The sequence below is a fragment of the Streptomyces sp. NPDC052701 genome, assembly GCF_040678355.1.
Taxonomy (GTDB): Bacteria; Actinomycetota; Actinomycetes; order Streptomycetales; family Streptomycetaceae; genus Streptomyces.
The window spans coordinates 60,801-74,547 of sequence record NZ_JBFATO010000018.1; the positions used below are offsets into that span (position 1 = coordinate 60,801).

At 65.0% G+C, this 13,747-nt stretch carries 12 protein-coding genes and 2 pseudogenes; 10 read left to right on the plus strand and 4 right to left on the minus strand.

Annotated features, from left to right (window positions below):
• The first annotated feature begins 20 nt into the window (after nucleotides 1-20).
• The 7 genes from AB0L29_RS21260 to AB0L29_RS21290 all read left to right on the plus strand — a co-directional run bounded on the left by AB0L29_RS21260 (nucleotide 21) and on the right by AB0L29_RS21290 (nucleotide 7,325).
• On the plus strand, nucleotides 21-1,220 hold the full coding sequence (locus AB0L29_RS21260; protein ID WP_365829336.1) for a beta-ketoacyl-[acyl-carrier-protein] synthase family protein: 1,200 nt from the start codon (nucleotides 21-23) through the stop codon (nucleotides 1,218-1,220).
• A gap of 64 nt (nucleotides 1,221-1,284) precedes the next feature.
• A complete protein-coding gene (locus AB0L29_RS21265) occupies nucleotides 1,285-2,196 on the plus strand; it encodes an acyl-CoA desaturase (RefSeq protein WP_365829261.1) in 912 nt (303 codons plus the stop codon).
• A gap of 30 nt (nucleotides 2,197-2,226) precedes the next feature.
• Entirely contained in the window at nucleotides 2,227-3,042 is an 816-nt protein-coding gene (locus AB0L29_RS21270; RefSeq protein WP_365829262.1) for a hypothetical protein, read from the plus strand.
• 450 nt (nucleotides 3,043-3,492) lie between these two features.
• Nucleotides 3,493-4,344, plus strand: coding sequence for a dimethylargininase (gene ddaH / locus AB0L29_RS21275; protein ID WP_365829263.1), 852 nt, complete (start codon nucleotides 3,493-3,495; stop codon nucleotides 4,342-4,344).
• Between the two features lie 150 nt (nucleotides 4,345-4,494).
• A complete protein-coding gene (locus tag AB0L29_RS21280) occupies nucleotides 4,495-5,016 on the plus strand; it encodes an alpha/beta fold hydrolase (RefSeq protein ID WP_365829264.1) in 522 nt (173 codons plus the stop codon).
• A gap of 60 nt (nucleotides 5,017-5,076) precedes the next feature.
• On the plus strand, nucleotides 5,077-6,687 hold the full coding sequence (locus tag AB0L29_RS21285) for an IS1380 family transposase (protein ID WP_365829337.1): 1,611 nt from the start codon (nucleotides 5,077-5,079) through the stop codon (nucleotides 6,685-6,687).
• Between the two features lie 35 nt (nucleotides 6,688-6,722).
• Nucleotides 6,723-7,325, plus strand: a complete 603-nt coding sequence (locus tag AB0L29_RS21290) for a 2'-5' RNA ligase family protein (RefSeq protein WP_365829265.1) — start codon at nucleotides 6,723-6,725, stop codon at nucleotides 7,323-7,325.
• Between the two features lie 233 nt (nucleotides 7,326-7,558).
• Here the strand turns inward: AB0L29_RS21290 and AB0L29_RS21295 are convergent.
• Together AB0L29_RS21295 and AB0L29_RS21300 are read right to left on the minus strand one after the other, a co-directional pair.
• Nucleotides 7,559-7,783 (minus strand): annotated as a pseudogene (locus tag AB0L29_RS21295) (hypothetical protein); the annotation flags it as partial.
• Nucleotides 7,784-7,809: 26 nt separating this feature from the next.
• Nucleotides 7,810-8,418: an AAA family ATPase gene (locus AB0L29_RS21300; protein ID WP_365829266.1), complete on the minus strand. Its 609-nt coding sequence runs from the start codon at nucleotides 8,416-8,418 to the stop codon at nucleotides 7,810-7,812.
• Nucleotides 8,419-8,421: 3 nt separating this feature from the next.
• On the opposite strand from AB0L29_RS21300, the gene AB0L29_RS21305 reads away from it, so the two are divergent.
• A complete protein-coding gene (locus AB0L29_RS21305) occupies nucleotides 8,422-9,315 on the plus strand; it encodes an IS982 family transposase (RefSeq protein WP_365829267.1) in 894 nt (297 codons plus the stop codon).
• A gap of 22 nt (nucleotides 9,316-9,337) precedes the next feature.
• Here AB0L29_RS21305 and AB0L29_RS21310 read toward each other — a convergent pair.
• Nucleotides 9,338-9,696, minus strand: a pseudogene (locus AB0L29_RS21310) (transposase); the annotation flags it as partial.
• Between the two features lie 785 nt (nucleotides 9,697-10,481).
• Here AB0L29_RS21310 and AB0L29_RS21315 point away from each other — a divergent pair.
• Both AB0L29_RS21315 and AB0L29_RS21320 read left to right on the plus strand, forming a co-directional pair.
• Nucleotides 10,482-10,679 (plus strand): helix-turn-helix domain-containing protein, encoded by a 198-nt coding sequence (locus AB0L29_RS21315; RefSeq protein WP_365829268.1) that lies wholly within the window; start codon nucleotides 10,482-10,484, stop codon nucleotides 10,677-10,679.
• Nucleotides 10,670-12,061 (plus strand): integrase, encoded by a 1,392-nt coding sequence (locus AB0L29_RS21320; protein ID WP_365829269.1) that lies wholly within the window; start codon nucleotides 10,670-10,672, stop codon nucleotides 12,059-12,061. The genes AB0L29_RS21315 and AB0L29_RS21320 overlap by 10 nt, the downstream gene beginning before the upstream one ends.
• Before the next feature lie 160 nt (nucleotides 12,062-12,221).
• Here AB0L29_RS21320 and adh read toward each other — a convergent pair whose 3' ends face one another.
• Complete coding sequence (adh, locus tag AB0L29_RS21325; protein WP_365829270.1) at nucleotides 12,222-13,739, minus strand: aldehyde dehydrogenase; 1,518 nt, start codon at nucleotides 13,737-13,739, stop codon at nucleotides 12,222-12,224.
• Between the last annotated feature and the right edge of the window lie 8 nt (nucleotides 13,740-13,747).

Below are 13,747 nucleotides of genomic sequence, written 5' to 3' on the forward strand. Positions count from 1 at the left end.
TCGCCGTCACCGGTCTGGGGATGATCACCCCGGCCGGTGACGGAACCACCGCCACCTGGGAGGGAGTGTGCCGCGGCAGGCCGACCGCCGCCGCGGACCCGCAGCTGAGCGGACTGCCCGTGGACTTCTCCTGCAGGCTGCCCGAGAAGACCGAACTGGGCCGCGGCATGTCGGCGCGTGCCTCCTGGCGGATGAGCCCGGTCGTGAAGGCGGCCGTCTCAGCGAGCCATGACGCCGTGGCGGACGCCGGGCTGGATCCGGCTTCGTGGGACTCCGTCCGGGTCGGGGTCGTCATCGGGTGCGGTATCGGGGACCTCGCCCAGTGGCGCACCCAGTCACTGCGGCTGATGGACAAGGGCGCCCTCAGCGTCTCCCCCCTGACGATGCCGATGGCGCTGCCGAACATGCCCGCCGGAGAGGTGGCTCTTGCGCTGGGGATCCACGGCCCCAGTCTGGGCACCGCGACCGCCTGCGCCTCGGGCGCCACCGCGCTGATGACGGCCCGGGGACTGCTGATATCGGGACAGTGCGACATCGTGCTGGCGGGTGGGGCGGAGATGGCGGTCGACCCACTTCCGGTGGCCGCGTTCCACCGCATGGGCGCACTGTCGACTCGCGGCCATGACATATCCGGGGCGTCCCGCCCCTTCGCCCAGGAGCGGGACGGATTCGTCATCTCCGAGGGCACCGCGGTCATGGTCCTGGAGCGGGCCGAGGACGCGATCGCCAGGGGCAAGCGGCCCCGGGCGGTGTTCGCGGGGTGCGGGGCGAGTACCGACGCCCATCACCCCACCTCGCCGCATCCGCTGGGCGCGGGCTCGGAAGTGGCGTTGCGCCAGGCACTCGCCGACGCCGCACTTGCCCCTGCCGACATCGACCATGTCAACGCTCACGCGACCTCGACCCCGTCCGGTGACGCGGCCGAAGCCTCGATGATCAGGCGTGTGTTGCCCCACGGGCCCAGTGTCACCGCGCCCAAGGGCGTACTGGGGCACACGCTTGGCGCGGCTGGCGCCATCGAAGCAGCTCTCACCGTCCTCACCATCGATCACCAGTTGGTCCCTCCGACGGCGAACCTTGACGGGGCAGTCGGCGAAGGCGAGCTCAACCATGTCATGGGCACGGCCCGGCACCAGCGGGTCGACGCGGCGGTGAGCAACTCGTTCGGCTTCGGCGGGCACAACGTGGTTCTGGCGTTCACGTCCGACGTGCCCGCATAACCCGACTGCTGCGGGGAGGCACCCTCCGCACAGACCTGACACCGCCTCTTCAACGGAGACTCACATGGCGAAAGCGAACACCCTGGCGGGCACACGGGATCGTGTCGTTCTCTACGCGATGATTGGCTTGCCCTTCCTAGCGCTGGTCGTGGCGGTGCCCGTCGCCTGGGGGTGGGGTGTCGGACCTGTGGACATCACGCTCGCGGTGGTGATGTACTGCCTCACCACGCTGGGCGTGTCCATGGGTTTCCACCGGTATCTGACCCATGGTGCCTTCAAAGCCAACCGGCCACTGCACATCGCCCTCGCGATCGCCGGCAGCCTCGCCCTCCAGGGCCCACCGGTCACCTGGGTGGCGGACCATCGCAAACACCACCGGTTCGCGGACCGGGAGGGGGATTCCCACTCGCCCTGGCGGTTCGGGACCTCTGCGCCCGCGATCGCCAAGGGGATGCTGTACGCGCATGTCGGCTGGCTCTTCCATCGGCACGCTTCGCTCATCACTTATGCTCCGGACTTGCTCAAGGAGCCCGCAGTGATGCGCATATCGCGGAAGTACTGGCATCTGACACTGGTGTCCGTGCTGGCACCACCGGTTGCCGGTGCGTTGCTCACTTGGTCGTGGGAGGGCGCTGTGACCTCCTTCTTCTGGGCAAGTCTGGTCCGAATCGGTCTCGTTCATCACGTCGAGTGGTCCATCAACTCCATCTGTCACGTGGCCGGCGACCGCCCCTTCCACTCTCGGGACAAGTCCGGCAATGTCTGGTGGCTGTCGTTGCTCACCTTCGGCGACGCCTGGCACAACCTTCACCACGCGGACCCCACGTGCGCCCGGCATGGAGTGCGCAAGGGGCAGATCGACATCAGCGCACGGGTCATTCGCTGGTGCGAGCTGGCGGGCTGGGCCTGGGACGTCCGCTGGCCGAACGAAACCAGGCTCAACCGTCGGATCAGGGAGACCACTGCCGACGCCTGAACACCCCCCTTGTCATGGAAGGAAAATTTAGTGGAAAAGGCACGCACCGAGTCCCCGATCGCTGCCCTGGCCGATGAGACCTTCGCTGCCATGCAGGTGGCGGAATCGGGTGCACGACGCGCACTCCAGAAACTGGCGGCCGGAATGTGCGGGGCGGTCCGGTGGCCCGGCCTGTTGAGCCAGCATCTTGATGAGATTGCTGCCCGGGTCACGCAACCGTCCTTCGAAACCTACGACGAGGAACGGCTCGTCCCTCCCATCCTCAAGTTCGGCCCCGCGGTCCACGATTACTACGTGAACGGCAAGCTGCACGAGGAATACTGGAAGAAGGCCGAGACGGCCCGTGCCGCCTGGCGTCACCACTTCGATGAACTCGATCCGATGAAGACGGTCGCGGACTCACTGGCTGGTGAACTGGGCATACCGGTAAGACCTGCGACGATCGACGGAAAGTCGCTCTATGTGGGAATCCTGCGGGAGTTTCCTCATGGGTCGAAGATCCACTACGACGAGATCGCACGGGAGTTCCCCGGCCACCTGGATGAGGAACCCATCGTTCAACTCGCCTTCAACTGCCACGTCACCGTCGCCGATGAGGGCGGAGAACTAACGGTGTGGAAGCACCGATGGGTGCCGGACGACGATTCACGCAAGGACGGTTACGGCTGGCTGTCGGACGTCGTCGCCCACGCTCCCTCCGTCACGGTGCGGGCGGAAGCTGGAGAAGGGGTGTTCTTCGACTGCCGTAACCTTCACCAAGTGGCCCAACCTCGCGGATCACGCCGCATCACCCTGTCCGCCTTCATGGGGTTCACCCTGGATGGGAATCTGATTCTGTGGTCCTGACCTTTGGTGCTGGTACCCCTGCCTGGCCCCCGCCTCGTTGTTACATGCATCGGGCCGCAGCCCTTTCCTCTGCGTGGCCCGGAAAACAACGGATGATGGCGTGCTGATGAACGCGAATGGCTGCGACGTTACGGACATGGCCGGACTACTCGGCGACTTCCTGCTGTCGAACTTCACTGTGTGGAGCGGTGAGATCGCCGACTTCATCGTCGGCCGTCGTACGAGCCTGTAAGCGTGTCCTGACCCATGCGTGAGGAAGCTCAAAATGATCCCAAAATCTCCAAGAGTAGAGGAATGATGAGTGGGAACCAATTTCGATGGCAGGACGACAGGTTCTACATCTCGGTGAACGGAGAAAAGAAATAATTATTGTGGCCATTTTCACCGACGCATACGCGGCCGTCGACTGAGCCGCGCCCACCACTCTGAACCGACCGATCCGGAGTTGTCATGACGCTCACTCCAATTCACGCGACCGGGCCCAGCCGAGGACGTGAACGCACCCCTCGACCCCGCCGCTACCTGATGTGCCGCCCCGAACATTTCGAAGTCACTTACGCCATCAACGCCTGGATGGACCCGGCCAAGCCGGTGGACACGCAGCGGGCTGTGATGCAGTGGGAGCGCCTTTACGACCTCTACTTGTCCCTCGGGCACGCGGTGAATCTCATCGACCCCGTACCCGGCCTGCCCGACATGGTGTACGCGGCTAACGGTGCGACCGTGGTGGATGGCAAAGTGTTCGGCGCCCGCTTCCGCAATGCGGAGCGGGCATCCGAGGGCCCAGCCTACCTGGATTGGTTCCGCGCCCACGGATTCACCGACGTGCACGAGCCGGAATTCATCAACGAGGGTGAGGGTGACTTCCTCGTCACCGAGAACTTTGTACTGGCCGGCTGGGGATTTCGCAGTACGCCCGAAGGACACCTGGAGGCCCAGGAGTTCTTCGGCATGCCTGTCATTAGCCTGCGGCTCACCGATCCCCGCTACTACCACCTCGATACGGCGCTTTCTGTGCTGGACGGGAACGAAATCATGTACTACCCGGCGGCATTCTCAGCTGGTAGCCGCGCGGTCCTGGAAAATATCTTCCCAGACGCGGTTCGGGTCGATGAGCAGGACGCCGAGGTGTTCGGTCTGAACGCGGTCAGCGACGGACACCACGTCATTCTCCCGGAGGCCGCACAGATGCTGGCCGAACAACTGCGCCGACGTGGGTTCGAACCGATCGGAATCGACCTGTCCGAACTCCTCAAGGGCGGTGGCAGCGTTAAGTGCTGCACGCTTGAGATACGCGCCTGACCCACCGTGCCGCGGTTGGCAGTTACAGCAGTGCACGAAGCGCCGCCGGCCTCGTCAGGTACAGCCTTTTCGGGCTGCCAGCGTCGCCACCGCACGTGTCGCGATACCCGCACCGCATACCGAGTGTGCCCTCGTGGAAGTGAGTAGATCATGACCGTACCCGAGTACCGTGCGGTACACGGCATGTGGTTCCGGCAGTACCACCGGCCCATGGGCGGCGGAGCGACGCTGGTCTGTCTTCCGCATGCCGGCGGCTCCGCGACGGCTTACTTCGGCCTCTCGGCGGCGCTGTCTGCGACGGCCGAGGTACTCGTCGTGCAATATCCGGGCCGTCAGGACCGGATCACCGAGCCGCCCGTAGACGACATCAGGAAACTGGCGAGCCGTATCGCCGACGCCCTCGACCCCTGGCTGGACCGAGAGACGGTGCTCTTCGGGCACAGTATGGGCGCGGTCGTGGCCTATGAGGTGGCCCTGAAGCTCCAGGCGCGCACAGAGACAGGTGCGGCCGGTCTCATCGCCTCCGGAAAGGCAGCGCCGTCCATACGACAGGACCGAGGTATGCACCGGCGGGACGATGCCGGTCTCACCGCCGGACTGGCCGAGTTGTCCGGCACGGACTCCGCCGTACTAGCCTCGCGCTTTCACGGGGTGGGGTTGTCCGAGGCTTGATCAAATAAGCGGAGAGTGCTCCTGACCTGCAACCATGGGACTTGTCGAGGGTCCTGTTGGCTGCATGGAAAGAAGCACTCTCCAGGTGAAGAAGCGTATCGGGTCGTACCCGCGCGCATCGAGGGCGGCGGACGGGCGGTGGTCTCGCAGGCCGGGAGTGTGCTGCTGGCCGAGACCGTCCGCAAGGTCGGCTTGGACACCGCGATATCCGCGGCGTTGGCGCCGTGGCGGAAGGCTCGGGCGGTGCACGATCCGGGCAAGATCCTGCTGGACGTGGCGCTGGCGGTCGCGCTGGGCGGGGACTGCCTCGCGGACGTCGCGATGCTGCGGTGCGAGCCAGCTGTCTTCGGCCCGGTCGCCTCCGACCCGACCGTCTCCCGCCTGATCGACAACCTCGCCGCCTCCGGTGAGAAAGCCCTGCAGGCCATCCGGTCCGCACGGTCCGAAGTCCGTGACCGCATCTGGTCGTTGGCCGGTGAGAATGCCCCGGACGCCGACGGTCAGGTCACCGTCGATCTCGACGGCGTCCTGGTGATCGCGCACTCCGACAAGGAGGGTGCGGCCGCGACCTGGAAGAAGACTTACGGCCACCATCCGCTGACGGCCTTCGTCGACCACGGAGCGGGCGGAACCGGAGAGCCGGTCGCCGTCCTCCTCAGACCGGGGAACGCGGGCTCGAACACGGCAGCCGACCACATCACCACCGCCCGACTCGCCCTGGCGCAGCTGCCGAAGAAGTACGGGCGGGGGCGGCAGACGCTGGTCCGCACGGACTCCGCCGGCGGCACCTACGACTTCGTGTCCTGGCTCGCGAAGCGGGGCCGGTGGCTGTCCTACTCGGTCGGCATGACGATTACCGAAGTGATCCACGAACACGTGCTGAAGATCCCCGCCCCGGCCTGGACGGCGGCCGTCGAGACCAATCTGGCATGGATGTCGTCTGATCTGGGGCAGATACGCAATGCGGATACTCAAGGTCGCACGGCGTGGCTGTGTGCCGAATTGGCAGGTCACAATGACCTTCGCGCTTGGGTACTCTCGACTCGCTCGAAGGTGGCATTCTGGGACGGACGCCTTCGTGAGGCGGTCAACTTTGCCCGACGTGGCGCCACGTACACCACCACAGGCACAGTCGCGGTTCTACTCGCCTGCCAGGAAGCCGATGCCTGGTCTCAACTCGGTGCATATGATGAAGCGTTGGCAGCGCTTTCTCGTGCCGAGGAGATACGCGCAGCCGTGAGCGGCGAAGACGAGATCGGAGGCATCTTCGCTTGTCAGCCAGCGCGGCAAGTAAACTACGCGGCAGCAGTTCAGCTGCGTATCGGTCGCCCCGCCGATGCCTTGAGAAGCGCGGAAGACGCCCTCGCGCTCCTCACCGGACAACCGGTCAGGGCTTACGGAACCGAATCCCAGATCCGTATCAGCCAAGCTGCGGCACATCTGGCCACTGGTGAAGCGGAAGGCGCCATCGAAGCACTCGGGCCCGTCCTCGCACTTTCACCGGACCATCGTCTGGCCCCCGTTGCCCGGCGCCTCAATGAACTACGTACGGGCACTGGGCGCCCCGAGGTCAGCGGCACTGTGGCCGGGCTGCAGCAAGCCATCGAAGAGTTCTGTGTGAACTCTGCTCCACGACATCTCGCGCTCTCGCCAGGAGAGGGCGCCGCCTGATTTGATCTCCAGCTATGACGACTCACCCCGAGACCATGCGGAACCACTGGTGGTGGCGGCCCGGTTGGAGTGTCGGCCGCCGCTTCTACACCTGGCACCTCACCTTCGACGGTCAGGGCGACGTGCACCGACTCGCCGCCGAGTACCGGTCCGCGCTCGCGCCTCTCGGAGACATCCTCACTCCGATCCCCGACCGGTGGCTGCACTTGACCATGCAGGGAATCGGGTTCGTAGGAGAGGTCGAAGAACAGACCATCCACTCCATCGTGGGCGAGGCCCGGACCCGGCTGGGCGCTATCCCCGCCTTCGATCTCCAGATCGGACCGGAAGTGATCGATCCCGAGGCGGTGCTTCTACACGTCCACCCCGACGGTCCGGTCCGCGCTGTCAGAAACGCCATCCGTGATGCCATCGGAGCCGTCCTCGGTGACGTACCGGAGAAGGCCGAAGGGTTCACCCCGCATGTCTCCGTGGCCTACAGTGCTGCGGAGGGCCCCGCCGAGCCGATCGCGCAGGTCCTCGCCGGCCTCAGCCTGACGCCGGCGCAGGCACGCGTCTCCAGCGCGGAACTCATCGTGATCCATCGGGATAACCGGATGTACGAGTGGGAGACCTTTACGAAGGTTCCCCTCGGCTGATGGTCTTTGCCGCGCGGGGTCCTGCCGTCAGGGCTGTATCCCGCGCGGCAAAAGAGTTTTGTAAGCCGCGTTCTGGGAAGTACGGGTTGCCCGGTGGCTCGCCGAGAATCGCATACCAACCCTTTGCCTTGCTGACATCAGACAACCGATCGAGGCTGGCGGCTGACCTGTCCTTTTCTGGCAGGAAATAACGTTGCATGAACATCACGGTCAGACGGAGGTAGGACAGCTACTTAAACGCCTCCGTGCACTGCCCGCCCGCTTGGAAAACGCTTGCTGGCCTTGAAAGCGTGATGTCGTCGTAGTGAGGCAGGCGTGAGTTCGGCGCCGGTGAGACAGCTGTCGAGGACGTCGTTGCGGTACTGGAGCTGGCGTAGGCCCCGCCGGGCGGCGATGATCAGATCTTGCAGGTCGGTGAAGGCGCGGTTGGTCGTGGTGCACCGTAGTACCGACCACATGTCCTAGACGAGTAGCTCTTAAGTAATCAGCGAAGGAAGCCGGTGACGAAGCGTGCCCGCTCAGCTATGGGGGCGAGGGGCAGATGCACGAGTTCGTAGCCGTACGCGGTGTAGGTCGCAATCATCGACTCGTAGGTGCGTTCAGCCTGGTCGTATGACTGTTGACGCTCGCTGTCCTGTTCGTAGATCTCCGGCCAGGGAGGTGCGACGAATACACGGTGGTGGTAGCGGAACGTCTTCGCAGCAGCGTGGATGTGATCTGGGACCGGTAGCCCCTCCAGCCGCAGGTATCCCACGATGTCCGGAACCCCGCGGTCGAAGAAGACCGGCGCCGCCCGCCCAGCGGCCATGCGATAGGAGCGCAGTTCCCAGCAAAGCATCAGTTCGGCGAAGAGAACGGGATCAGCCCACGGCAGCGCGGATCCGCCGATCGCCATCTGGTCTTGGATGACGCCGCGCCCCGCCTCGACGGATCGCGGATAGCCCATTCCCTGCAGGTGGTCGATCAAGGTGCTCTTCCCTGATCCGGGTCCCCCGGTGATGACGACGAACCGCTCCGACTCCGGTGTCATGCAGCCAACCCCCGCAGTTACGCAAAACCGACCGTTTCCAATGCGAAAGGTGCCCAAGGTCATTGTGTGACGAACGACCTGGACACCCTCCTCACCGGACTCTACGTGAAGATCGACGACGAGATCGGAGGAACGCGATGGCTTGGCCGCCTGCCTCTGCTCAGCGACTCCGAACTCGTCTGCCTCGCGGTGGCGCAGGCCCTGCTCGGCTACCACTCCGAAGCCCGCTGGTTGCGCTACGCCCGCAAACACCTGTCCGGCATGTTCCCTTACCTGCCTCAACGCGCGGGCTACAACAAGCGACTCCGAGCGGCCCTTCCACTGGTCAAACGCATCATCCGGGAGCTGGCCCGGGACAGCGACTTCTGGACCGACACGGTGTGGATCGCCGATTCCACACCGGTGCCGTGTGGCATGTCGCGCCCCACCGTCCGGCGCTCCGACCTGGCGGGCTGGGCCGGCTACGGCTACTGCGCCTCCCACTCCCGGTTCTTCTGGGGCCTGCGCCTGTACCTGGTGTGCACCCCCACCGGCATGCCGATCCTGTGGGCACTGGCCAACCCCAAGCTCGACGAGCGCGCGGTCCTGGCCGCGATGCTCGAGGTCGACGCCGGGCTGGTCGCCCGACGCACGGGCATCCTGCTCATCGCCGACAAGGGCTTCGCCTCCAAAGCGTTCGAGCAAGAGCTCGCCGCGTTGGGCATCGAGATGCTGCGGCCCTCCTTCCAACGGGAGAAGCAGCGGTTCGGCGAGTCGATGCTCAAGAAGGTCCGCCAGCTCATCGAGTCGGTCAATGACACCCTCAAGGGTCAGCTCGACCTGGAACAACACGGCGGTCGGAGCTTCGAGGGCGTCGCCATCCGGGTGGCCCAGCGCATCCTGGCGATGGCCGCCGCAATTTGGCACAACAACCAGACCAGCGCGCCCGTCACCCGCTCGCTCGTTGCTTTCGACCACTGATTACATTGGAGCTACTCGTCTAGACCGGGTTGAGGTCGGTTGTGTAGGGCGGGAGTTGGTAGACGGTGAGCCGGTCGCGTTCGGCGATGTAGCGGAGCATCCCGGCCGTCAGGTGGGTGTTCAAGTTGTCCAAGACCAGCACGATCGGTCCACCGAGCTGCTGGTGCGTGGTCTGGATGAGGTCGCGGTAATCCTCCTAGGAGACGCTCTTGCGTCAGTCGGGCCGGGCGTCCGTGTGGGGTCGGTAGATCAGCCGAGAGCGTTCGCTGGGTTTGTGGCAGGCCAGGGCGGCGACGGATAAGCGGCGGCGTGAGCGACCTCGCACGCGCACGACGGAGTGCATCCGCGGTCGGACCAGGTACGGGCGGTAGGCGGCGTCATCGAGAAGCTGGCCTCGTCCTCGAAACCGGACATCTGTCCTGACCGACAAAGCGTATTTTTCCCGCGCCATTAGGCTGGCTCGGCATTCGCCCACGGCAGACTAGGAAGAACCTCAAAGGACTGGAACTTTCCCTCCGGGCCATGTCAACGTACAACACCCCGAGAGCATGAGACTGATGAGCGGTCCACCGGGTGGCCTGGTGAGGAGTTCCTTTTGCCGGTGAATACTCTGCGGCCTCCTAGGCTGATTGCTGCCGCCTTCCTTGCGTTTAATGTGCGAGCCATCCACATGTCGTCGAAATGTGGAAAATTTCCAACTCGTCTACCTGCGGCATCGGAAAAATTTTTGGTACATGAGTAGCGTAGTTGTAGGAGACGTTCGCCGGGTGGAATTGTTTGTTGTGACGAGGATATGCGTTTGTTGCTTGGAGGTGTGTCGGTTGGTGTCGTGGCTGATGGTTGAAGGTGATTCTTGAGAGAAGCGTGCAAGATAGCCCACGATCGCCGGTTAGGCAAACCGGCGATTGTGAGGATCGTTTAGGTGTTCGTAACGGCTGTGCCTGGAGGCGGAGCCGAGCGAACGCAGTGATGCCAAAAACAGGCGAAGAGGGGACCGGTCGGCTCCCGCCGATGTGCAGTTGCCACTTCGTTGATCGCGGCGACACGGGTGCGTCACGGCGCCTCCACGAAGGTAGGGGGTATCTGCCTCGTGGGTCGGGGTGCGAGTGGAGCTCTGGTAGTAGCCGCGCTTAACGTTGATGCCCCACTCACCCGAAAAGAATCAGATGTCACATCCCCCTGTGCTCAAACTGGCCGAGGTTCTGGCCGAGATTCGTATGAGTCCGTCTGCGTTCTATCGCCTTCGGGCCCGAGGCTTGGCTCCCCGAATGATCAAATTACCGAATGGAGAACTACGCTGCCGCCGCGCTGACTTGGACGCGTGGTGGGAGAAGTGCGAAAGGAATACGCCTGAATGGCGATGAGCTACAAGGTTCGCTTCTGGGAGATACGTGAACGTCCTGACCGTCGCAAGGGATATGAGGTCCGTTGGACGGTCAATGGCCGAGAAAAGTCGGAGTCCTTCCTCACCAGGGGACTTGCAGAGAGCCGTCGCGCCAAGCTGATAACGGCGGCTCGCGACGGTGAGCCGTTTGATCCCCGAACGGGCCTGCCGGCTTCCGAGCTGCGTGCTCTGAAGCAGCGCACTACGTGGTACGCCCTGGCGCGAGAATACATTGAGCAGCGTTGGGACCGCACTCCGGGAAATACCCGCCGCACACTCGCCGACGCTTTGGCCACCGTCACACCGGCCTTTGTCGAGCCGGGAGTCTTTTACCGATCACCGCGGGTCCTGCGGCGCGCCCTCTACTCGTGGGCCTTCAACAAAAAGGCGTGGAGTTCTGAACCGCAGGAGGAGTGGCAGGCGGCTCTGGACTGGATCGACCGGCACTCCCTGCCAGTCAGCGAATTGGAGGAGCCCGACGTACTGCGCCGAGGGCTTGACGCATTGTGTCGTAAGACCGACGGAGGCGCCGCAGCCGCGAAGACCGTGAAGCGTAAGAAGGCGGCCATCAATGAGGTGTTCGCCGTCGCAGTCGAGCGGGGTTACTTCGGGCAGAACCCGCTGGCCGGACTCCGCTGGAGTGCTCCCGAGGTTGCCGACGAGGTCGACCCGGAATGTGTGCCGAACCCGGCTCAGGTCGCTCGTCTTCTTGCTGCGGTCAAGGAACTTCCCGGTCGGGGCCCGCATCTGTACGCCTTCTTCGGCTGCATGTACTACGCCGCGATGCGCCCAGCCGAGGTTATCCACCTGCAGAAGTCCCAGTGCCGCCTGCCTGCTACGGGATGGGGGTTGCTGAACCTGAAAGGCGGCGTTGTGGCGGCCGGCAAGGAGTGGACCGACAACGGCGCCGTCCATGAGATCCACTCCTTGAAGCGGCGCGCGGTCAAGGCTACACGCCCCGTTCCGATCCCCCCTGTTCTGGTTCGCATGCTGCGCGAGCACATAGAGCGCTTCGGCGTGGCATCGGACGGGCGTGTGTTTCGCAACGAGGCCGGGAACTACGTCGACGCCTCGGCGTACGGCATTACGTGGCGCCGGGCACGCGAGGCGGCGCTCACTTTGGACGAACATGCCCTGGAACTGGCAAAGCGGCCGTACGACCTGCGCCACGCCGGCATCTCCTTCTGGCTGGCCTCCGGGGTCGACCCAGCCGAGTGCGCGCGCAGAGCAGGGCAGAGCATCGGGGTCCTCTTCCGCTACTACGCCAAGTTCCTCGCCGAAACCCGCCATCACGCCAACCGCCTCATTGAGGACTCCATGCGGCGGTGGGACGAGGACGAGACACCGCTACGGGTGCGCTAGCCAGGACTTGGCCCGGAAATGCCCCGGAACAACTGGTCGGAGGTGGGGTGCGGGTGGGATGGATCGGGAGTAAGGGCGCATTTCGCCTTACGGTCCAGGCAACGCCCGTGAAGGGCACCTGCCGGGCGTCAGCCCTGGTCAGGTGCCCTTTTCCCGGTGCCTAGAAGAAGCCCAGCTTCTTCGGCGAGTACGACACCAGAAGGTTCTTCGTCTGCTGGTAGTGCTCGAGCATCATCTTGTGGGTCTCGCGGCCGATCCCGGACTTCTTGTAGCCGCCGAAGGCCGCGTGCGCCGGGTAGGCGTGGTAGCAGTTGGTCCACACGCGGCCCGCCTTGATCTCCCGGCCCAGGCGGTAGGCGGTGTTGCCGTCCCGGGTCCACACGCCGGCCCCCAGGCCGTACAGCGTGTCGTTGGCGATCTTCAGGGCCTCGTCGACCGAGTCGTACGTCGTCACCGACACCACCGGGCCGAAGATCTCCTCCTGGAAGATCCGCATGTCGTTGGTGCCGCGGAAGACGGTCGGCTCGATGTAGTAGCCGCCCTCCAGACCGGGGACGGTGCGGGCGTGGCCGCCGGTGACCAGCTCGGCGCCCTCCTTGGTGCCGATGTCGATGTAGGAGAGGATCTTCTCGTACTGGTCGCTGCTGGCCTGGGCGCCGATCATGGTCGCCGGGTCGAGCGGGTCGCCGCTGACGACGGCCTTCGTGCGCTCGACGCAGCGGGCCATGAAGGCGTCGTAGATCGAGGAGTGGACCAGGGCCCGGGACGGGCAGGTGCACACCTCGCCCTGGTTCAGCGCGAACATCACGAAGCCCTCGACGGCCTTGTCCAGGAAGTCGTCGTCGGCGGCCATCACGTCGGGCAGGAAGATGTTCGGGCTCTTGCCGCCCAGCTCCAGCGTGACGGGGATGATGTTCTCGCTCGCGTACTGCATGATCAGGCGGCCGGTCGTCGTCTCGCCGGTGAACGCCACCTTCGCCACCCGCGGGCTGGAGGCGAGCGGCTTGCCCGCCTCGACGCCGAAGCCGTTGACGACGTTGACCACGCCCGGCGGAAGCAGGTCGGCGATCAGGTCGACGACGTACAGCAGGCTCACCGGGGTCTGCTCGGCCGGCTTGATGACCACGCAGTTGCCGGCGGCGAGCGCGGGCGCCAGCTTCCAGGCGGCCATCAGGATCGGGAAGTTCCACGGGATGATCTGCCCGACGACGCCCAGCGGCTCGTGGAAGTGGTACGCGACGGTGTCGGCGTCGATCTCCGCGATGCTGCCCTCCTGGGCGCGCACCACCCCGGCGAAGTAGCGGAAGTGGTCCACGGCCAGCGGGATGTCGGCGGCCAGCGTCTCGCGGACGGGCTTGCCGTTCTCCCAGGTCTCGGCGACGGCGATCTTCTCGAGGTTCTCCTCGATGCGGTCCGCGATCCGGTTCAGGAGGCGGGCGCGCTCGGTGGTGGGGGTGCGGCCCCACCGCTCGGCCGCCCGGTGCGCGGCGTCCAGGGCCAGTTCGACGTCGGCGGCGGAGGAGCGGGCGACCTCGCAGAAGACCTCGCCCGTCACCGGGGTCGGGTTCTCGAAGTAGCGGCCCTCCACGGGGGCGACCCAGTCCCCGCCGATGAAGTTGTCGTAGCGGCGGGCGAAGGTGACGATGCTGCCGTCCGTTCCGGGCTGCGCGTACACCATGGCGGCTC

Excerpts from the sequence above, each read along its gene's own strand:
- AB0L29_RS21315 (WP_365829268.1), top strand. The coding sequence starts at position 10,482 with ATGTCACATCCCCCTGTGCTCAAACTGGCCGAGGTTCTGGCCGAGATT.
- AB0L29_RS21260 (WP_365829336.1), top strand. The coding sequence starts at position 21 with ATGATCACCCCGGCCGGTGACGGAACCACCGCCACCTGGGAGGGAGTG.
- AB0L29_RS21320 (WP_365829269.1), top strand. The coding sequence starts at position 10,670 with ATGGCGATGAGCTACAAGGTTCGCTTCTGGGAGATACGTGAACGTCCT.
- AB0L29_RS21290 (WP_365829265.1), top strand. The coding sequence starts at position 6,723 with ATGCGGAACCACTGGTGGTGGCGGCCCGGTTGGAGTGTCGGCCGCCGC.
- AB0L29_RS21265 (WP_365829261.1), top strand. The coding sequence starts at position 1,285 with ATGGCGAAAGCGAACACCCTGGCGGGCACACGGGATCGTGTCGTTCTC.
- adh (WP_365829270.1), bottom strand. The coding sequence starts at position 13,739 with ATGGTGTACGCGCAGCCCGGAACGGACGGCAGCATCGTCACCTTCGCC.
- ddaH (WP_365829263.1), top strand. The coding sequence starts at position 3,493 with ATGACGCTCACTCCAATTCACGCGACCGGGCCCAGCCGAGGACGTGAA.
- AB0L29_RS21300 (WP_365829266.1), bottom strand. The coding sequence starts at position 8,418 with ATGACCTTGGGCACCTTTCGCATTGGAAACGGTCGGTTTTGCGTAACT.
- AB0L29_RS21280 (WP_365829264.1), top strand. The coding sequence starts at position 4,495 with ATGACCGTACCCGAGTACCGTGCGGTACACGGCATGTGGTTCCGGCAG.